Origin of the sequence: Saccharothrix coeruleofusca (genome assembly GCF_014648515.1) — a bacterium.
Classification (GTDB): Bacteria; Actinomycetota; Actinomycetes; order Mycobacteriales; family Pseudonocardiaceae; genus Actinosynnema; species Actinosynnema coeruleofuscum.
The window spans coordinates 234886-253545 of record NZ_BMRG01000004.1; the positions used below are offsets into that span (position 1 = coordinate 234886).

Sequence of the window (18660 nt, forward strand, 5' to 3'; positions counted from 1 at the left end):
CGCGAACACCAGATCGACGTGCTCCGCCGCACCCGCGCCTGGTTCGACAGGTGGCTCACCCCGTCCACGCGGTCGGTCTGACAGGCGAACCGATCGCGCCGCTGCCGCGAACACCGGGTGGTGAGAGGGGGAGCGATGGATGTGATCGGGTCCTGCGCCGCGGTGGAGTACGCCAACGAGCTGCACGCCACCGTGGAGCGCTGCGCGCTGCGGCTGGGTTGGCCGCTGGTGCTGGTGGACGGCAACGTGCACCTGGCCACCGATCGGGGAGTCGTGGGCCTGCTGGTGGGCGCCAGGTTCGGCGGGCACCTGCTCGGCGAACTGCGCGGCCGGGGCTGGGAGGTCCCGGTGCTGGCGCTGCCGGGCGTCGCGCTGCGGTGGGCGTTCCTGGTGCGGACACCCGTCGGGCCGGTGCCCCGGCTGCCCGCCTGGGCGCGCGTGGTGAGCGGTCCCCAGCTGCTGCCCCTGCCGCCCAGCGTCACCGGGCACGGCCCGGCCCGGTGGGTCCACGCGCCCACCGGGCACCCCGCCTGCGTGCCGCCGTTCGCCGCCGCGTTCGAGGTGGTCCTCGCGGCGGCGGGTCACGCGATCGGGTGATGCCGCGCTGACCTGAGCGGTCGGGGTATCTGCGCCGCCCCGACGCCCCCTGGGTTGGTATCCGTCTTGGATGCGCCAATCGGGGGTATGAATGCGTACGAAGAGCGCCCTGCCGGTGCTGCTGCTCGCCGCGGTGGTCGGCGGGTGCGGTGGGACCGAGCCGGGCGGCCCCACGGGGGAGGGGACCGGGGTGACCTCCTCCGCCGCCGACCCGACGACCTCGCGGGAGGGGACCACACCGGAGAAGCCGGACCGGCCCCGCCGCACCACGGACGAACCGCCGGGGGTGCCGCCGAAGGTGCCCGGTGTGCCGATCAACGTGCCCGAGAACTTCGGCCTGGAGCAGACTTGGCGCGACTTCGAGGCCAACGCCGTCGAAGTCCTCACCTCGCTGTGCGGGGGCACGCTGTGCGTGAAGATCGTGGCCCGGCCGATGCGGCCGACGCCGGGTGATTGCCGGATCGTCGACTTCTCGCCGAAGCGGGTGCGCTCCGGTGACACCTTCACCTTCATCCTGGACAGCCCGTGCCGGGAGGAGGGGACCGCCGAGGAGACGACCGAGGAGACGACGGGGAAGACGACGGGGATGACCACCGAAGCCACTACCGAGGTCACCACCGCTTACCCGGTCGAGACGCCGTGAGACCGCGGTCCCACCGCCCCGCCGAGAGCGGGGACGTCGACCTGGCACGCCCCAGGGCGCTGCGGCTGCTCGGCGCGGTGGCCGCGCCGACCACCCTGCTCGCCGCGCTGCTGTACTTCTTCGGCCACCAGCAGGCCCACCACTTCTACCGCTACTTCGGCGTGGAGCAGACGCTGCTGGACCTGAGCACCGAGTACTACCTGTCCCGCAGCGTGGAGGGCCTGTACCTGCCGCTGGCCTACGGCTCCGCGGGCGTCCTGCTGGCGCTGTGGACCTACCGCTTGCTGCGCGCCCGGCTGTCCGACACCGCGTGGCGCGTCCTGCTGGAAGTGGCCGCGCCGGTCGCGGCGGTCACCGGGCTGACGATGGTCGGCGGGGCGCTGGCCGCGGCGGCCGACCCGGAGCCGGTGACGCACCTGGTGGGCCTGCCGGGACTGGCCCTGGCGGCGGGGGTGCTGCTGGTGGTGTCGGCGTCGCGGTTGCGCACCGCCGCGGATCGCACAGGGGTGCGCCGCTCACCCGCCGGTGCGACAGCCGAGTGGGTGGCGGTCTTCGCGCTGATCAGCCTCGGGTTGTTCTGGGCGGTCGGGGACTACTCCGCGGCGGCGGGCCGCAGCCGGGCGCAGCACCAGGAAGCGGTGCTGCCGCTGCTGCCCGAGGCCGCCCTGTTCAGCGCGGAGGGCTTGGCGCTGCCCGAGTCGGTGCCCAGGGTGGAGTGCTCGGACTCGGCCTACCAGTACCGCTACGACGGGCTCCGGCTGGTGGTCCAGTCCAGCGGCCAGTTGCTGCTGCTGCCGTCGGACTGGACCCCCGGTGCCGAGGCGTTCGTGCTGCCGCGCACGGACTCGACGCGGCTGCAGTTCAGCTCCGCGCCGGAGCGGTCACCCCGGTGCTGACGCACGTGACCGCCCGATCCGGTAGCGGGCCAGCGCGTCCGCCAGCTCGCCCCTGTCCTGCGCCTCCACCAGCGCCGAAGCCACTTCGCGCAGCTTGGTGTTGGTGCGCTGGGAAGCCTCCTTCAACAGGCCGAAGGCGTCGTCGGTGCGGCAGGCGAAGTGGCGCATCAGCAGGCCCTGCGCCTGGCCGATGACGTGCCGGGTGCCCAGCGCGGCGGTCAGGTGCTCCACCATCCTGCGGTTGTGGTGGAACAGCCGGGCGTTGTCGAACACGACTCCGGCGTGCACGGTCATCAGCAGCGTCACGTCGTGGGTGTGCTCGTCGAACCCGTGCGGCTCGCGCGAGAGCAGGGTCAGCGCCGCGGCGGGGGAGCGCTCGGTGGGCACCGGCAGGCTCAGGCAGCTGCGGTAGCCGTCCTCGGTCAGGCGTGCGAGGTACTCCGGCCAGCGGTCGTCGGACAGGGTGTCCTCCACCCTGCGGGGTTCCCGGTAGCGCAGCACCTCGTGGATCGGTCCGGCGTGCCGGGGATCGGCGGGCGGCAGACCGTCGGTGGCGGCCGCGGTGTCGAACCCGGCACCGCTGAGCACGGTGATCATCGCCTGGTCGCAGCCGTGCACGGTGCGCACCAGGTGGTCGACGAACCGCCGCAGGGCGGTGGACACGTCGTCCTCCTCCAGCAGCCGCGACACCCGTGCCAGCTCCCCGGCCAGCTCCGCCACGTGGTCCGCCACCGCACCCTCCCCGCTCGCACACCGGACGAGGTCTGGTGTCCCACGACCGGGCGGCGGTGAAACCCGGTGGCGCTACGTCAGGCGCGGGACGCGCAAGTCGTCCCTGAGCTTGTCGCGCGACAGCGCCGGGCTCGGCGCCGTCGCCGACTCGGCCATGCCTGCCAGCTGCTCGCGGGCCGCTTCGACGCTGCCCACCCTAGGCCGCCAGCCCAGCTCCTCGCGGGCGCGCGTGGTGTCCACCACGGGGGAGCGGGTGCCCACGTCGAACCAGCCGGGTGACATGCCGATCGCCCGCAGCCGCCACAGCAGCCCCACCGCCACGCGCATCACCTCGCCGGGGACGGGCACCGCGCGGGCACCTGCCAGCCGGGCCAGGTCGTGCTCGGTGAGCACGTCGGCGGCCAGGTTGAACGCGCCGCCCGCCCGCAGCCGCAGGATGCGCGCCACCGCGTCACCCACGTCGTCGGCGTGCACCAGCTGCACCAGCATCCCGGCGGGCAGCGGCAGCAGCGGCACCTTGCCGCGCTGGAGGAGCCGGAGCAGCCACTGCGGGACGATCGGGTCGAAGAACAGCGCGAGCAGGCTGGCCGAGGTGGCGGACTGGGCCACCAGCGTGGGGCGGATGACGCTGACGGTGGTCTCGGGGTTCTCCGCGGCGAACCGGCGCACCGCCTGCTCCGCCTCGACCTTGCCCGCGGCGTAGACCGAACCCGGCACGCCGGTGGTCGGCCACGTCTCGTCCACCGGCTGCCTGCCCGCCGGGGCGTAGGCGGCGATGGAAGAGGTGTGCACGACGTGCGGCACGCCCGCGCGGCGGGCCGCCTCCAGCACCGCGGCGGTGCCCTTGTGGTTGGTGCGGTGCAGCCGCTCGCCCTGCCGCAGCGGCTGGATCATCCACGCCAGGTGCACCACCGCGTCGGCACCGACCATGACCTCGTCCAGCACCTCGGGGGCGCGGTCGTCGCCCAGGTCGCAGGCCCGCCAGGTGGCCGCGTCGTAGGGCGGCTCCGGCTGCGGCGGGCGGCGGCAGATCCCGACGATCCGGTGGCCGCCCTCGGCGGCCAGCGCGCGGAGCACGCCGGTCCCCACGTTGCCCGACGCGCCGGTGATCACGATCTTCACGACTGGTGCTCCATCCGCTCGGGTGGCGTCCCGTGCCTGTACCCAGGCCGTGCCGGGTCAACCGCCACGGCCGCTCAAGGCACCGGATCGTGGATGCGCAACGCCCAGCCCGCGCCCAGGTCGGCCGTGGCGGGGACGACCACGACGGTGTCCGCGGCGTGGCTGAGCCCGCGCAACCGCAGGCCCGCGCGCCGGTAGAACCGCAGCTGCACGCGCCTGCCGAACAGCCGCCAGCCCAGCCGCATCCACCACGGCGCGCGCGGGTGCAGCTGCGAGTAGCTGCGCGCCACGAACTCGACCTCCCCGCTGGCGTGGTGCTTGACGACCTCGTAGTCGACCCGTCCGCGCTCCAGGTGGCCCCGCAGGGTCTCGTAGCTCCACCCCCACGTCGTGCGCTCGGCGTCGGCGTCGTCGCGGACCGCGGTGACCCGCACGCCCATCAGGAACCGCAATCCCGGCAGCCGGGCCTCCAGCAGCATGTCGCGGCCCAGCAGCTCCGAGCCCGCGGCGTGGAAGGCCCGGATGATCTCCGGCGGGGTGAACTCGTAGGCCGCGACCAGTTCCCGCGCCCGCCGCCACAAGCCGTGCCCCTCGGGCGGTCCGGGCGCTTCCCTGCCCAGCACGTGCCGGTGCTCGTCGAAGACCCACTCCGGCGGCCGGACCTCGCCGGGGGAGTAGTTGAGGTCCCGGTCGCGCAGGCCGCGCAGCACCGAGGCGGGGTCGGTCCGACCGGGCAGCACCACGCGCACGACGACTCCTCACGTTGTCCGACCAGGTGGGTTGCCGCTGGGAACCGGCGCAAACGACGCACGTCCGGCGGAGGAAAAGCCTTTGGTCGCAGCGCCACCCGACTTCCGGACGGTGCTGGGCGCCCCGCGGCTTGCCTAGCTTGGCGGGGTCCCCACAACTTGATCCGAGGATGAACGATGACCGCAAGCAGAGGGAGCCGGGCGGCCGCCGTGGGCGCCTGCCTGGCGATCGCGGCAGGAGGCGTCGCGGTACCCGCGGCGGTGGCCGCGCCGTCGTTAACCCAGTTCTACCAGCAGGACGTCGAGTGGGCGCCGTGCGACACCTGGCCGGACCTGCAGTGCACCCAGGTGGTGGTCCCGCTGGACTACCGCGAGCCGGACGCCGAGCGCATCTCGATCGCGGTCAGCAAGCTGCCCGCCGCCGACCCGGCCCGGCGCCGGGGCGTGCTGCTGCTCAACCCCGGCGGTCCCGGCGGCTCGGGCCTGTCGCTGCCGCTGGAGTTCGCCACCCAGCGGATCGCCCGCAGCTACGACATCATCGGGTTCGACCCGCGCGGCGTGGGAGCCTCCACGCCGCTGCGGTGCGAGCTGGAGAGCGACCCGCCCCTGCTGACCCGGCCGACCGACGCGCAGCTGGAGCTGTTCACGTCGAACGCGCGGGCCAGGGAGGACGCCTGCCGCCGGGCGGCGGGCGGCATCCGGCCCCACGTCAACACCCCGAACACGGCCAGGGACATGGACGTCGTCCGGGCGGTGCTGGGCGAGCAGAAGATCAACTACCTGGGTTTCTCCTACGGCACCTACCTGGGCGCGGTCTACGGTTCGCTGTTCCCCGGCAAGCTCGACCGCAGCGTGCTGGACTCGGCGGTGCACCCGGACTGGATCTGGCGCGAGCAGTTCAGGGCGCAGTCCAGGGCCATCCGTGACAACGTCGACGAGTTCATGACCTGGGTGGGGCAGCGCCACGGCGTCTACGGCTTCGGCACCTCCCGCGAGGAGGTGCTGGCCACCAGCGAGGCGCTGGGCGCCAAGCTGGCGGTGACGCCGTGGCAGTCCGAGATCGACCTCAACACCTACGACATCGTCGTGGGCTCGAACGCCCGCTACCGGGAGATCTGGCACGAGCTCGCCTCGCTGATGAAGGTCATCCGCGACGACGTGGAGGGCGCGGCGCCCGGTCCCGAGCTGCTCGCCGACGCGACCAGGGCCGCGCGGGTGCTGCGCGAGCTGGGCATCGCCGAGACCATGTCCGGGGTGTTCCAGACCGTCACGTGCGAAGCGGACTGGACCACCGACCTGAACACCTACTACAGCGACATGCGCGAGTTCCGGGCCAAGTACCCGTATGGCTGGGGCGTCCTGCGCGCCGCGCCGAACGAGTGCACGTTCCGCAGCTTCACGCCGACCGAGCGGGTGACCGACCTCAAGCGCGTGAAGTACCCGGCGGGGTTGGTGGTGCAGGCGGAGTTCGACCCGCAGACGCACTACGACGGCGGACCGGCGATGGCCACCAGGCTCAACGAGCCGCTGATCTCGGTGGCCGACGAGGGCATCCACGGTCTGTACTCCCGCAACGACTGCGTCACCGCGCTGGTCGACCGCTACCTGGTGGACGGTGTGCTGCCCGGTAGCCGCACGGTGTGCGCGGGCACGCCGAGGCCGGACGTTCCCGCCGACGAGCAGGTGGGTGCCGACCTGCGCCCGCAGGCCCAGCCGAGCCCCACGCTCGAGCGCGAGATCCGGGCGTTCATCGACGAGAAGAAGCTGATGGGGCACCACTTCTGAGCCCGACCGCCACGGGTGGTCCGGACCGCTCCGGCGTCCGCACCACCCGTGGCGCGGTGTGCGCGCCACGGGCCCGAGTGGGATGTTGGACCACACGGACGACGGGGAGGCGGAGCGGTGGCGAAGACCGTGGCGTTGCTGGGCACCGGCTTGATGGGCGCGGGCATGGCCCGCAGCGTGCTGCGCGCCGGGTTCGACGTGGTGGTGTGGAACCGCACCGCGGCCAGGGCACGGCCGCTGGCGGATGACGGTGCGACCGTGGTCGAGCAGCCGTCGCGGGCCGTCGAGGGCGCGGACGTGGTGGTCACCATGCTGTTCGACGCCGACGCCACCGCCGAGGTGATGGCCGGGGTGCTGCCGTCGATGGGCGGCGACGCGGTGTGGGCGCAGTGCGGCACGGTCGGGCTGGACGGCACGCGGCGGCTGGCGGAGCTGGCCCGCGAGCACGGCGTCGGCTTCGTCGACTCGCCGGTCCTGGGCACCCGGCAGCCCGCCGAGAACGGGCAGCTGGTGGTGCTGGCGGGTGGCCCGGTCGCCCTGCGCGACGCGGTGGTCCCGGTGTTCGACGCCATCGGCTCGCGCACGGTGTGGGCGGGGGAGCGGCCCGGCGACGGGCACCGGCTGAAGCTGGCGGCCAACGCCTGGGTGCTGTCGATCACCGCGGCCACCGCGCAGTCGCTGGCACTGGCCCGAGGCTTGGGGCTGGACCCGGCTTCGTTCCTGGACGTGATCTCGGGAACGGCCACCGACAGCGCCTACGCCCAGCTCAAGGGGCGGGCCATGCTGTCGGGGGACCTCGCGCCGTCGTTCGGCATCGACGGCGCGGTCAAGGACAGCGAGCTGATCCTGGCGGCGATGCGCGGGACCGGGGCGGACGACCGGCTCATGCGGGCGCTCAACGAGCAGTACCGCGAGGCCGCGGCGCTGGGCGACGGGGTCGAGGACATGGCCGCCGTCATCCGGGTCCATCGCGGCTGATCTCCTCTCCGAGCGCGGGTCCAGCGGAATCAGGCGACTGCGATCGGCCCGCGACCAGTCGATTCGAACTGATCAATGATTTCAGTGTTGACAGAATTTAAATCGGTGCGGGGCGAACCCCGCACCGATCACCCCGATCAACCGAAAGCAGCCGTGACGAGAACAGGGCTCGTCCGCGGGCAGCGCCCACGTGACGCGCATCTGCTGGTCCCTGGTCGGTTCGGATCACCCCGACTGTTCCTCGGGGTGGGCGATGATCACCCGGTCGGTTGGCGGGTCAGCCGACCGGGCTGTGGGAGGGCATCCCGGTGACCGGGCGGCCGGTGGCGTCGGCGATGGCCGCGGCGATGGCCGCCGCCGCCGGGGGGAAGGCGAGTTCGCCCGCGCCGCCCAAAGGCGCGTCGGAGGGGACGATGAGGACGTCGATGTCGGGTGCCCGGTCGATGCGCGCCCAGGTGTAGTCGCGGAAGGACGATTCGACGACTCGGCCTTCGCGGACGGTGATCTGGGCGCCCAGGACGGTGGAGACGGCGTCCATGACGCAGCCCTCGACCTGGGCGCGCAGGCCGGAGGGGTGCAGTGCGCGGCCGACGTCGACGGCGGCGGTGACGCGGCGGACGCGGGGCTGGTCGGCGCGGGCGTCGACCTCGGCGATGACGGCGATGGCGGAGCCGTACTCGGCGTGGCAGGCGACGCCGAGGGTGTGGCCGTGGCGGGGACGGCGGTGGTGCTCGCCTGCGGTGTCGAGGACGCGCAGCAGCCGGGGCTGCTGGGTCAGCAGGCGTTTGCGCAGTTCGACCTGGTCCCAGCCGCCGAGGGTGGCCAGTGCGCTGAGGAAGACCTCCTCGGCGTAGGCGAGGTGGCCTGCGTAGACGGAGCGCCAGAAGCCGGTGCGCAGCGGTGCGGGTTTGATGACGACCGTGGGCGTGCCGGGCACGGAGTAGGAGAAGTGGTCGCCGTTGACCAGGACGAGTGAGGGGTCGGTGGGCAGGGGCAGGACGGTCAGCGGCCAGGTGGCGATGTCGTGGGAGCGCCAGGTGGGCAGGCCGGTGGCGTCGGTGGTGGCTTGCAGGCGGTGCACCGACATGGGGCGGTAGGAGTCGTGGCGGGTGTCGTCGTCGCGGGTCCAGAGGACCCTGACGGGTGCGCCGGTGTGGCGGGAGCACAGGGCGGCTTCGGCGATGTAGTCGAAGTCGAAGCGCCTGCCGAAGGCGCCGCCGGTGAGGGTGGGTTCGACGCGGACGGTGTCGGTGGGCACGCCGAGGAACCGGGCGAGGGTGACGCGCAGGTTGCCGGGGTCCTGGGTGGGGACCCACGCGGTGGCGCCGTCGGGTCGGACGTGGACGGTGGCGTTCATGGGTTCCATGGGGGCGTGGGCGAGCAGGGGCAGGGAGTAGGTCGCCCGCAGTGCGACGGGGGAGGGGGCGGTGGGGGCGGGGGGCAGGGCGGCGGTGAGGTCGGTGAGCCAGGCGCGGCTGTCGGCGGTGGGGGTGCCGCCGGTCCAGGTGCACTTCAGCGCGGCGCGGGCGGCCAGCGCGGCGGCGGTGGAGCGGGCGATGACGGCGACGCCGCCCTGGGACCCGGTGTCGGGGTCCAGGCGCAGCACGTCGACCACGTCGGGCAGGGCGCGGGCGGCGGTGTCGTCGACGGTGTCGAGGCGGGCGCCGATCCAGGGTGGTCGGGCGACGACGGCGACGAGGGTGCCGGGCGGTGCGGTGTCGATGCCGTAGCGGGCGCGGCCGGTGACGATGTCGCGGGCGTCCACGCGGTGGGCGTGGCGGCCCAGGACGCGCCACTGGTCCTCGGGGGTGAGGGTGACCGGGACGGTGGTGGGGTCGAGTGCGGCGGCGTCGTCGACGAGTGCGGAGTAGGGGAGTTTGCCCTTGCGGCGGTGGTGGACGACGCCGTCGCGGGCGGTGCACTCGTCGACGGGCACGCGCCAGCGCTGGGCGGCGGCGGTGAGCAGCAGGCAGCGGGCGGTGGCCGCGGCGCGGCGCATGGGGTCGGCGAGCTGGGGGACGGAGGTGGAGCCGCCGACGGTTTGGATGCCGTAGCGGGCGGTGTCGCCGGGGGCCTGCTCGACGCGCACGGAGTGCAGGGGGACGGCGAGTTCCTCGGCGATGAGCATGGTGACCACGGTGCGCACGCCTTGTCCGCTGTCGGGGCGGGGGATGGTGGCGGTGACGCGGCCTTGGCGGTCGACGCTGACGAAGACGTTGGGGGTCAGGCCGGTGGGGGAGGCCAGGGCGGGGACGGGCAGCGCGACGGAGAGGGCACCCAGTCCGGCGGCGGCGAGGAAGCCGCGGCGGCCGATCACGACTGGGCCTTGCGGGTGTACTGGGCGGCCAGGCGGACGGCGGCGCGGATGCGGGAGTAGGTGCCGCAGCGGCAGACGTTGTCGCGCAGGGCGCGGTCGATGTCGTCGTCGTCGGGGTCGGGGTTGGCGGCCAGCAGTGCGACGGTGCTCATGATCTGGCCGGGTTGGCAGTAGCCGCACTGGGCGACGTCGAGCTCGATCCAGGCGCGCTGCACGGGGTGGTCGCCGTGCTCGGAGAGGCCTTCGACGGTGGTGATGTCGTGCTCGCCCGCTTCGGCGAGCGGGGTGACGCAGGGGCGGGCGGCCTGTCCGTCCACGATGGAGGTGCAGGCTCCGCAGGCGCCGATGCCGCAGCCGTACTTGGGGCCGGTGAGGCCGAGTTGTTCGCGGAGCACCCACAGCAGGGGGGTGTCGCGTGGTGCTCGGACTTGGTGGTGTTTCCCGTTGACCTGGAGCCGGAACTGGTCCACGCCTGCCTCCTGATTGCACGTACTGCCATCTTGGCAGTCACTGCCACATTACAGATCTCCTGGCAGTCACTGCCAGGAGTGGTGGAACATGGCGGCGTCGGAAGGCACGAGTGCCCGAAGGGGCGGTCTCAGCGCGGTGAGGTGCTCGGGGCCCCGCCGCGGCGGGGCCCCGAGCCGGTCAGCTCCCCTCGGCCTGGCCGGTGCTCCCGCTGGTGCGGTCGGTGAGCAGTTCGGCCAGCGCGTCGCGGATCTGCGGCGGCAGTTGCCGGTAGACCACCTCGGCGATCCGGCGGGCGTTGGCGGCCGGGGCGTCGCTTCCCTGCGCGGCAGCCGCCGCGGTGGACACCTCGTTCGAGGCCCGCAGCGCCGCCAGCAGGTTGGTCTCGTCCTCGGTCAGGTCCCCGGCGTGCGCGTCGAGCTTGACCTCGACCCGGCGCGAGGTGGCCTCGGCGCTCTGCGCGCTCCACATGCCCTGGATGGTGTTGTTGACGATCGAGCGGTCGGGTTGGCCGTCTCCGTCGGTGTCGTAGCGGCGCTGCTCCATCTCGTCGAGCACGGCCTTGGCGATCTCCTGCGCGCTGGGCAAGATGTCTCCTTCCAGAAGCGCGGCCAGCTGTTCGCGCGTGCCGCGGTAGGCGTTGCCGTCGATGCGGCCGTTGGGGTAGTTGGCCACGGCCAGGCTGCTGGTGAACTGGGCGATCTCGGTGTGCAGGCCACCGAAGCTGGGCCAGTACTCCGGGCCGAGGGCGAACTGCTCCTTGCGGCGCACCACGTTGTCGGGGTAGAGCGAGTGCCACAGCGGTGGCAGGCCGGACAGGTTGGGCGAGCCCATGCGCCCCTGCCAGTACCAGCGCGGGATGTAGATCAGCGGGGAGGCGTAGCCCGCCCGCCGCAGTTCGTCCACCAGCGCCCGGATCGAGGCCAGCGTGCCCGCGCCGTCCTCGATGTCGAGGATCACGGGGGTGTCGGTGGAGACCATGGCCCGGATGTTGGCCAGTTGGCTGCCCACGTCCGAGCCCCGCATGTAGTGGTAGGCCGCGACCAGCATCCCCGCCGACCGCGCGCGGCCCAGCTGGTCGTGGTAGTTCGGGGACCGCCAGGTGGCGCCCTCGGTGGCCTTGATGATGGCGAACTCGATGCCCTCCCGCCGTGCGGCGGCGAAGTCGAAGCCCGGCTGGTAGGCGGAGACGTCGACGCCGTAGATCACGGGCGACCTCCTGGAGTAGTAGTTGCGGTGCCGTTCGGTCCACTGCGTGATACGTGTGCTGGTGGCGATCGGATCACCCGAATCCCGGGCAAGTGATGCCGCCGCCTGCGCATCGGGAGGTCGCCGGGGACCGGCCTGCTCGGCAGGCGGCCCCCCACCACGTGAAAAGGACCGCGCGAGGCCGCGGTGACGACCGCGGTGGTACGCGCGAGCCCTTGCCCCCGGTGGCGCGAATTCCCCCGTGACCTGGAAAACCCCGGGAAGTCCCGGTGTGCCCGATGTGCCACTTGTCCCTGCGGTGGTGGTCCGGTTGCCAAGTCGTTTCCCAGATTCATGGATCGGTGGGTGTGTGTCAAAGCATTACCCGGTAGTAGTGCGACTTACCACTCGATTGCGCTACTTAGGGGTTGCCGATGGCGACATCGGCAGCAGGGGCGGGGGTCCGATCGCACACCGCGAGCGGACAGCGGCACCCGACTGACCGACGCCGACCACCGGGCCGCCTTCGGCGCCGCAGGCGTGCCCGACCGACCACGACCGCGGCACGGACCGGGCACAGGGACGCCTCCGGGTGGTCTGCGAATGGTGTCGCCTACTAGTAGAGCGCGTTCCCGGTCCCCGTTCGCCCGGTTTCGCACATGACGTGGCCGGCGATTCCGCCGATGACGCGAAATGCGGCCAGCGGGCCGCTGCGGTCGATATGAGGACTGTTCACAGTGGCGTCCCCCTCGGATGGTCCCCTCCGTGCGGGCGGTTCCGCCTCATCGGAATGCGACCGGCTATTTCATGGGAGGTCCGTCGTCTGCCGCTGGTCACGATGCGGATCGCGACTGAAGTGGATAATATTTCCACTTGCTACTCTGGCCCCATGCCGGACCGTCGGCCGATGCGCGTGGACGCCGCGCGCAACCGCGACCGGGTGCTGTCCGCCGCGCGCGAAGCGGTGGCGCGCGGTGACACCTCGTTGCAGCTCAACGAACTGGCCCGACGGGCGGGCGTGGGCGTGGGCACCGTCTACCGCAACTTCCCCACCCGCCAGGCGCTGCTGGAGGCGCTGTCGGAGGACCGGCTGCTGGCCCTGCTGGCCGAGGCGAGTGCGGCACTGGCCGAAGCCGACCCGAGTTCCGGGCTGCGACGGCTGCTGCGCGCGGTGCTGGACGTGCTGCTCGCCGACGAGGCCTTCGCCGAGGTGCTGGCCATCCGGCAGGAAGCCCGCAGCGCCGCGGCCGGGCTCAAGACCCGTTTCGACCGCGCCGCCGAGGACCTGATCACCCGTGCTCGCGAGGCGGGGGCGCTGCGGGCGGACGTGGACGCGGAGGACCTGCGGCTGATGGTGTGCGGGGTGGTGCACGCCGCGCGCAACAACGGCGGCGACACCGACTCCGCCGCCGAGCGCTACCTGGCCGTTCTGATGGCCGGGCTGCGCCCTGACCCACGGTCAGCCGTACCCCGTTGCGGCACTCGGTCCCTTCCGCCGGAGTGAACGGCTCATTACGGTCAGTGTCTGGGAGCGTTCCCAGAACTCGACAACAAAGGAGTCGTCGTGCGAAGCCTGCTGCGATGGGCCGCCCTGCTGGCGGCCGGGATCTCGACCGCGGGGTTGGTGGTGGTGGGCGGGAACGGAGCCGCGGTCGCCGTGCCCGCCTGCACCGTGGACTACGTGCCCAACCAGTGGTCCGACGGGTTCACCGCCGACGTCACCGTCACCAACCGCGCCGCCCCGGTCAGCCAGTGGGAGCTGAGCTGGACTTTCCCCGGAAACCAGGCGGTGATCTCGGGGTGGGGCGCCGAGGTGCGGCAGACCGGCGCGAAGGTGGTCGCCACCAGCCTCGCCTGGAACGGCTCGCTGGCCACCGGCGCCAGCGCCCGGTTCGGCTTCCAGGCCGGCTACCAGGGCGCCAACGATGCCCCGGTCGACTTCGCCTTCAACGGTGTCTCCTGCAACGAGGACGCGCCCACGACGACGACCACTACTACCACCACTACGACCGGGAACCTGCCGGTCGACTGCACCACGGCGACCGTCTGCGACGATTTCGAGGCGCACTCCGGGAGCACTCCCGGAGCGCCGTGGACAGTCGGCGCGGCCAACTGCACCGGCACCGGCCGGGTTTCCGTCGACAGCTCCGTGGCCCACAGCGGCTCCAAGTCGGTGCGCGTGGACGGCAAGGCCGGGTACTGCAACCACATCTTCTTCGGCGCGCCGCTGAGCGGCAGCGTGGTCCACGGCCGCTTCTACGTCCGGCACACCACGGCCCTGCCCGCCGCGCACGTGACGTTCCTGGCCATGAAGGACACCTCGGACAACAACCGCGACCTGCGCATGGGCGGGCAGGGCACGAAGCTGCAGTGGAACCGCGAGTCCGACGACGCCACCCTGCCCGAGCAGAGCCCGCAGGGCTTGGCCCAGAGCCCTCCGCTGCCCACCGGCGAGTGGAACTGCGTGCGCTTCAGCCTCGACAACGGCAAGCTGACCACCTACCTGGGACAGCAGGAGATCGCGGGCCTGAAGGTCGACGGCGTGCCCACGCCCGACATCGACCGGCAGTGGCTGAACAGGCAGGGGTGGCGGCCGACGGTGACCGACATCCGGCTGGGCTGGGAGAGCTACGGCGACGGCAGCGACACCCTGTGGTACGACGACGTGGCCTTCGGCCCCTCGCCGATCGCCTGCTGAGGTGCGCGCACGCCTCCGGGCGCCGTGGGGGGAGACGGCGTCCGGAGGCTGGTCGAAGGGGTCGGCGCGGCGGTCGCCTCTCGGCGAGTGGCACGACGCGGCTCCAGCCGAACGGTATTCCGCGAAGGCGTTAGGTGAGGCCCGGGGACACGGACCGCACCGACCGCTCCGTACAACGGCGCGCGCCCGCCCGGTGTTTCCGGTGTGGGTGTGCCCTGCGTCTCACCGTATAGTGTGATTATTCCTATAGCTTCAGTGTTGACCAAAACAAACAGTCATCAACGCCGAAGCCCCGAGCAGGGCGCAGAAGGATCAGTGGGCCAACACCGCGAGTTCCGCGTTGGCGCGTTGGATGACCAAAGCGAGGACGCGACCTGCCGCGGCCAGGTCCTCGACGGGCATCCCTTCCCAGATGCGGGCGGAGATGGGGGCGACCTCCGCGTTGACGGCGGCCAGCAGTTCGCGCCCTTCGTCCGTCGGTCGGAGGTGCGCGCCGTCGACGACGAGCAGCCGCTTGGCGAGCAGTTCGTCGATGGTGGCGCGGATGCCCGCCGGATCGGCCTTGAGGAAGTCCCGGACCAGGTCGACCACCTCGTCCGGCGTTCGCGGGGCGTTGACGGTGGCGGTGCGCAGGGCGATCTGCTGCTGGAACGTGATGCCGTGCCGGGCCAGGACGTGCTCCAGGACGCCGCGGGCGGCGTAGTGGGCCAAGCCGAGCAGGCGGGAGTCGACGGCGGGGGTGGTCATGGGTTCCTCCTTCGAGGGCTGTCGTTGGGCGCGAGTGGGGCGAGGGGTGTGTCGAGCAGGGTCGTCAGCTCCTGGGTGAACGCGCGCGTCCGAGGGGCGTCGAGGCCGCCGAGCGGTGCCAGCAGCCGCTGGAGCAGTTCCTGGACCACCGCGATGGCCTGTCGCGTGACCGCCTGGCCCTGTTCGGTGAGGGCGAGTTGCACGGCGCGCGGGTCGTGGGGGTCTCGGCTGCGCTCGACCAGACCGGCCGACTCCAGGGCGCGCGCCAGCTTCGAGACGTAGAGCGCCTCCAGGCCGGTGTGGTCGGCGAGTCGGCGTTGGCTGGGGCGTTCGCCCGTGCGCTGCACGTCATACAGCGCTGTGACCAGCGCATACTGCGCGTGGGTGAGGCCCAGTGGAGCTACCGCGCGGTCGACCGCGACGCGCCACTTGTTGGCCAGCAGCCACACCAGGTAACCGGGTGTGGGGGCCGGTGAGTCCTCGTCGTCCATGAGATTTAGAGTACATGTACATTATGTACATGGCTACTGATTAGCGGACGCCACCGGCCCGGTCCCTCCGAGGGCGCGCTCGTCTGGTGCGAGCGGCATCACCGTGCTAGGCGGTCCCCTCCCCGGTGGCGGCCAGCTTCTCCCGTGCCTCGGCCAAGTCCTCCTCGGTGGGCGCGTCGTCCTGGGTCAGCCGCAGCCGCCAGTAGCCGCTGAAGTCCACCGCCCGCTTGGGCAGGCCACGCTCCCGGACCAGGTGCGCGCGGATCGCGCGCACGACTCCCGCCTCACCCGCGACCCAGGCGCGGCCTTCACCGGGCGGGAAGTCGGTCGCGCGCACCGCGCGCAGCAGGCCGTCGCCCAGTCCCGGCGGCTGATCGCCGCGGTGCACCCAGCGCACCGACAGCCGCGCGCGGGTGGGCAACCGCTGTTCCTCGGCCTCGTCGCGCACCTCGATCACCGCCGTGGCCGGGGTCGCCGGTGGCAGTGACGCGACCAGCGTGGCGATCGCGGGCACGGCCGTCTCGTCCCCGGCGAACAGGTACCAGTCGGCAGCCCCCAACGGGCGGGCGTAGGCCGCGGCTGGGCCGTAGCGGCCGATGGTGTCGCCTGGGCGTGCCGAGGCGGCCCACCGGGTGGCCGGTCCTGCTCCGTGGTCGTGCAGCACGAAGTCCACCGCGATCTCCTGGCGCAGCGGGTCGTAGCGGCGCACGGTGTAGCTGCGCATCCACGGCCGTCGCTGCTCGGGCACCGAGGTGAACGCCCGGTACCAGCCCATGCCGTGCTCGTCCTCGGTGTAGGACAGCTCCGGCAGGCCGTGGCCGGGTCGGGGGAACAGCAGCTTGAGCTGCTGGTCGGGCCAGATCGGGAACTCCTCCAGCCCCGGTCCGGTGAAGCTGACGCGCACCACGTGCGGGGTGACGCGCTCGACGTGGGTGACGTGCAGGGCGAGCACCGTGTCCTCCTCCGTGCGTTCTCAGCGGCCGACGTAGGCGCGCAGGTGGTGGGCGGTCAGCGTGTCGGCGCTGTCCACCAGCTGCCGGGGCGTGCCGGTGAACACCACCCGGCCGCCGTCGTGGCCCGCGCCCGGTCCCAGGTCGATCACCCAGTCCGCGTGCGCCATCACCGCCTGGTGGTGCTCGATCACGATCACCGTGTTGCCCTGGTCGGCCAGCCGGTCCAGCAGTGCCAGCAGCTGGTCCACGTCGGCCAAGTGCAGTCCGGTGGTGGGCTCGTCGAGCACGTAGGTGGAGGACTTCTCGGCCATGTGGATGGCCAGCTTGAGCCGCTGCCGCTCCCCGCCCGACAGCGTGGTCAGCGGCTGCCCCAGCCCCAGGTAGCCCAGGCCCACGTCGGCCAGCCGGTCCAGCACCGCCCTGGCCTGCTTCTCGGTGAAGAACTCCCGCGCCTGGTCCACCGACATGGCCAGCACCTCGCTGATGTCCTTGCCGCGCAGCTTGTGGGTGAGCACCTGCGCGGTGAACCGCTTGCCGCCGCACTCCTCGCAGGGCGAGGCCACCCCGGCCATCATCGCCAGGTCGGTGTAGACCAGCCCGATGCCCTTGCAGTGCGGGCACGCGCCTTCGGAGTTGGCGCTGAACAGCGCCGCCTTGACGCCGTTGGCCCTGGCGAAGGCCGCGCGGATGGGGTCGAGCAGGCCGGTGTAGGTGGCCGGGTTGCTGCGCCGCGACCCGCGGATGGGGGACTGGTCGACGACCACCACGTCCGGTCGGTGGTCCAGCGAACCGTGGATCAGCGAGGACTTGCCCGATCCGGCCACCCCGGTCACCACCGTCAGCACGCCCAGCGGGATGTCCACGCTGACGTCGCGGAGGTTGTGCAGGTTCGCGCCGGTGATCGGCAGCACCCCGGTCGGCGTGCGCACCTGGTCCTTCAGCCGCGCCCGGTGGTCCAGGTGCCGCCCGGTGAGGGTGCCCGAGGCGCGCAGCCCCGCCACGTCGCCGGTGAAGCACACCCGTCCGCCCGCCGCGCCCGCGCCCGGTCCCAGGTCCACCACGTGGTCGGCGATCGCGATGGTCTCCGGCTTGTGCTCGACCACCAGCACCGTGTTGCCCTTGTCCCGCAGCCGCAGCAGCAGGTCGTTCATCCGCTGGATGTCGTGCGGGTGCAGGCCCACGGTCGGTTCGTCGAACACGTAGGTCACGTCGGTCAGCGCCGAGCCCAGGTGGCGCACCATCTTCACCCGCTGCGCCTCGCCGCCCGACAACGTGCCCGACTGGCGGTCCAGGCTCAGGTAGCCCAGGCCGATCTCCACCAGCGAGTCCAGGGTCTGCCGCAGAGCCGCGAGGATCGGTGCCACCGAGGGCTCGTCCAGCTTGGCCGCCCAGTCGGCCAGGTCGCTGATCTGCATCGCCGAGCAGTCGGCGATGTTGACCCCGTCGATGCGCGAGGCCAGTGCCGCGGCGTTGAGCCGCGCGCCCGCGCACTCGGGGCACGGGGCGAAGGTCACCGCCCGGTCGACGAAGGCCCGGATGTGCGGCTGCAGCGCTTCCCGGTCCTTGCCCAGGTACAGCCGCTCGACCTTGACCGCCAGACCCTCGTAGGTGACGTTGGTCCTGCCGACGCGGATCTTGGTGTTCTGCCGGTGCAGCAGCGCGTCCCACTGCTCGGGGGTGAAGTCGGCCAGCTTGGTGTCGGGGTCGTACAGGCCGGAGTTGACGTAGGTCTGCACGTACCAGTGGTCCACCGAGAAGCCGGGCACGGTGATCGCGCCCTCGTTGAGCGACTTGCTCCGGTCCACCAGCTGGTCCACGTCGATGGTGGAGACCCTGCCCAGCCCCTCGCAGCGCGGGCACATGCCCTCGGGCAGGTTGAAGCTGAACGCACCGGAGGTGCCCGCGTGCGGGGTGCCCAGCCTGCTGAACAGGATGCGCAGCATGGTGTGCGCGTCGGTGGCGGTGCCGACGGTGGAGCGCGCGTTGGCGCCCATGCGCTCCTGGTCGACCACGATGGCGGCGCTGAGGTTGCGCAGCGAGTCCACGTCCGGCCTGCCCAGGGCGGGCATGAACGACTGGACGAAGGCGGTGTAGGTCTCGTTGATCAGCCGCTGGGACTCCGCGGCGATGGTGCCGAAGACCAGTGAGGACTTGCCCGAGCCGGAGACGCCGGTGAACACCGTCAGCCGCCGCTTGGGGATGTCCACCGACACGTCGCGCAGGTTGTTCTCCCTGGCTCCGCGCACCTCGATGACGTCGTGGCTGTCCGCGACAGCGTTCATACCGCCGGCCCCCT

Annotated in this window: 17 protein-coding genes; 7 read left to right on the forward strand and 10 right to left on the reverse strand. The window is 72.3% G+C overall.

Annotated features, from left to right (window positions below; translation table 11 throughout):
- The first annotated feature begins 135 nt into the window (after positions 1–135).
- The 3 genes from IEZ00_RS13195 to IEZ00_RS13205 all read left to right on the forward strand — a co-directional run bounded on the left by IEZ00_RS13195 (position 136) and on the right by IEZ00_RS13205 (position 2136).
- Positions 136–597 (forward strand): hypothetical protein, encoded by a 462-nt coding sequence (locus IEZ00_RS13195; RefSeq protein WP_189223512.1) that lies wholly within the window; start codon positions 136–138, stop codon positions 595–597.
- 91 nt (positions 598–688) lie between these two features.
- On the forward strand, positions 689–1240 hold the full coding sequence (locus tag IEZ00_RS13200) for a hypothetical protein (protein ID WP_189223513.1): 552 nt from the start codon (positions 689–691) through the stop codon (positions 1238–1240).
- Positions 1237–2136: a hypothetical protein gene (locus IEZ00_RS13205; protein WP_189223514.1), complete on the forward strand. Its 900-nt coding sequence runs from the start codon at positions 1237–1239 to the stop codon at positions 2134–2136. Before IEZ00_RS13200 ends, IEZ00_RS13205 begins: the two co-directional genes overlap by 4 nt.
- On the opposite strand, the gene IEZ00_RS13210 is transcribed toward IEZ00_RS13205, so the two are convergent.
- The 3 genes from IEZ00_RS13210 to IEZ00_RS13220 form a co-directional block, all read right to left on the reverse strand.
- A complete protein-coding gene (locus tag IEZ00_RS13210; RefSeq protein WP_189223515.1) occupies positions 2122–2868 on the reverse strand; it encodes a GAF and ANTAR domain-containing protein in 747 nt (248 codons plus the stop codon). The two genes, IEZ00_RS13205 and IEZ00_RS13210, sit on opposite strands and share 15 nt — an antisense overlap.
- 72 nt (positions 2869–2940) lie before the next feature.
- Positions 2941–3990 carry an NAD-dependent epimerase/dehydratase family protein gene (locus IEZ00_RS13215; protein ID WP_189223516.1) on the reverse strand — a complete coding sequence of 350 codons (1050 nt, stop codon included), beginning with the start codon at positions 3988–3990 and terminating at the stop codon, positions 2941–2943.
- Positions 3991–4064: 74 nt separating this feature from the next.
- Positions 4065–4739 carry a DUF1990 family protein gene (locus tag IEZ00_RS13220; protein WP_189223517.1) on the reverse strand — a complete coding sequence of 225 codons (675 nt, stop codon included), beginning with the start codon at positions 4737–4739 and terminating at the stop codon, positions 4065–4067.
- A 177-nt stretch (positions 4740–4916) separates the two neighbouring features.
- On the opposite strand from IEZ00_RS13220, the gene IEZ00_RS13225 reads away from it, so the two are divergent.
- Complete coding sequence (locus IEZ00_RS13225; RefSeq protein WP_189223518.1) at positions 4917–6524, forward strand: alpha/beta fold hydrolase; 1608 nt, start codon at positions 4917–4919, stop codon at positions 6522–6524.
- 48 nt (positions 6525–6572) lie between these two features.
- On the forward strand, positions 6573–7502 hold the full coding sequence (locus IEZ00_RS13230; RefSeq protein ID WP_268248708.1) for an NAD(P)-dependent oxidoreductase: 930 nt from the start codon (positions 6573–6575) through the stop codon (positions 7500–7502).
- Positions 7503–7779: 277 nt separating this feature from the next.
- Here the strand turns inward: IEZ00_RS13230 and IEZ00_RS13235 are convergent, their stop codons facing one another.
- The 3 genes from IEZ00_RS13235 to IEZ00_RS13245 all read right to left on the reverse strand — a co-directional run bounded on the left by IEZ00_RS13235 (position 7780) and on the right by IEZ00_RS13245 (position 11496).
- Positions 7780–9819 (reverse strand): xanthine dehydrogenase family protein molybdopterin-binding subunit, encoded by a 2040-nt coding sequence (locus tag IEZ00_RS13235; protein ID WP_189223520.1) that lies wholly within the window; start codon positions 9817–9819, stop codon positions 7780–7782.
- Positions 9816–10289 carry a (2Fe-2S)-binding protein gene (locus IEZ00_RS13240; RefSeq protein WP_189223521.1) on the reverse strand — a complete coding sequence of 158 codons (474 nt, stop codon included), beginning with the start codon at positions 10287–10289 and terminating at the stop codon, positions 9816–9818. The genes IEZ00_RS13235 and IEZ00_RS13240 overlap by 4 nt, the downstream gene beginning before the upstream one ends.
- A 178-nt stretch (positions 10290–10467) precedes the next feature.
- Positions 10468–11496, reverse strand: coding sequence for a glycoside hydrolase family 25 protein (locus IEZ00_RS13245; protein ID WP_189223522.1), 1029 nt, complete (start codon positions 11494–11496; stop codon positions 10468–10470).
- Between the two features lie 868 nt (positions 11497–12364).
- Between IEZ00_RS13245 and IEZ00_RS13250 the strand changes: the two genes are divergently transcribed.
- Positions 12365–12979, forward strand: coding sequence for a TetR/AcrR family transcriptional regulator (locus IEZ00_RS13250; RefSeq protein WP_189223523.1), 615 nt, complete (start codon positions 12365–12367; stop codon positions 12977–12979).
- A 60-nt stretch (positions 12980–13039) separates the two neighbouring features.
- Complete coding sequence (locus IEZ00_RS13255) at positions 13040–14173, forward strand: cellulose-binding domain-containing protein (protein ID WP_229795576.1); 1134 nt, start codon at positions 13040–13042, stop codon at positions 14171–14173.
- 312 nt (positions 14174–14485) lie between these two features.
- On the opposite strand, the gene IEZ00_RS13260 is transcribed toward IEZ00_RS13255, so the two are convergent.
- The 4 genes from IEZ00_RS13260 to IEZ00_RS13275 all read right to left on the reverse strand — a co-directional run bounded on the left by IEZ00_RS13260 (position 14486) and on the right by IEZ00_RS13275 (position 18646).
- Positions 14486–14920, reverse strand: coding sequence for a winged helix DNA-binding protein (locus IEZ00_RS13260; protein WP_189223524.1), 435 nt, complete (start codon positions 14918–14920; stop codon positions 14486–14488).
- Positions 14917–15411 carry a MarR family winged helix-turn-helix transcriptional regulator gene (locus tag IEZ00_RS13265; RefSeq protein ID WP_189223525.1) on the reverse strand — a complete coding sequence of 165 codons (495 nt, stop codon included), beginning with the start codon at positions 15409–15411 and terminating at the stop codon, positions 14917–14919. The genes IEZ00_RS13260 and IEZ00_RS13265 overlap by 4 nt, the downstream gene beginning before the upstream one ends.
- A gap of 106 nt (positions 15412–15517) precedes the next feature.
- The gene (locus IEZ00_RS13270) at positions 15518–16363 is read right to left on the reverse strand and encodes a siderophore-interacting protein (protein WP_189223526.1); all 846 of its coding nucleotides are present in this window, start codon (positions 16361–16363) and stop codon (positions 15518–15520) included.
- Between the two features lie 21 nt (positions 16364–16384).
- Positions 16385–18646, reverse strand: coding sequence for an ATP-binding cassette domain-containing protein (locus IEZ00_RS13275; protein WP_189223527.1), 2262 nt, complete (start codon positions 18644–18646; stop codon positions 16385–16387).
- Between the last annotated feature and the right edge of the window lie 14 nt (positions 18647–18660).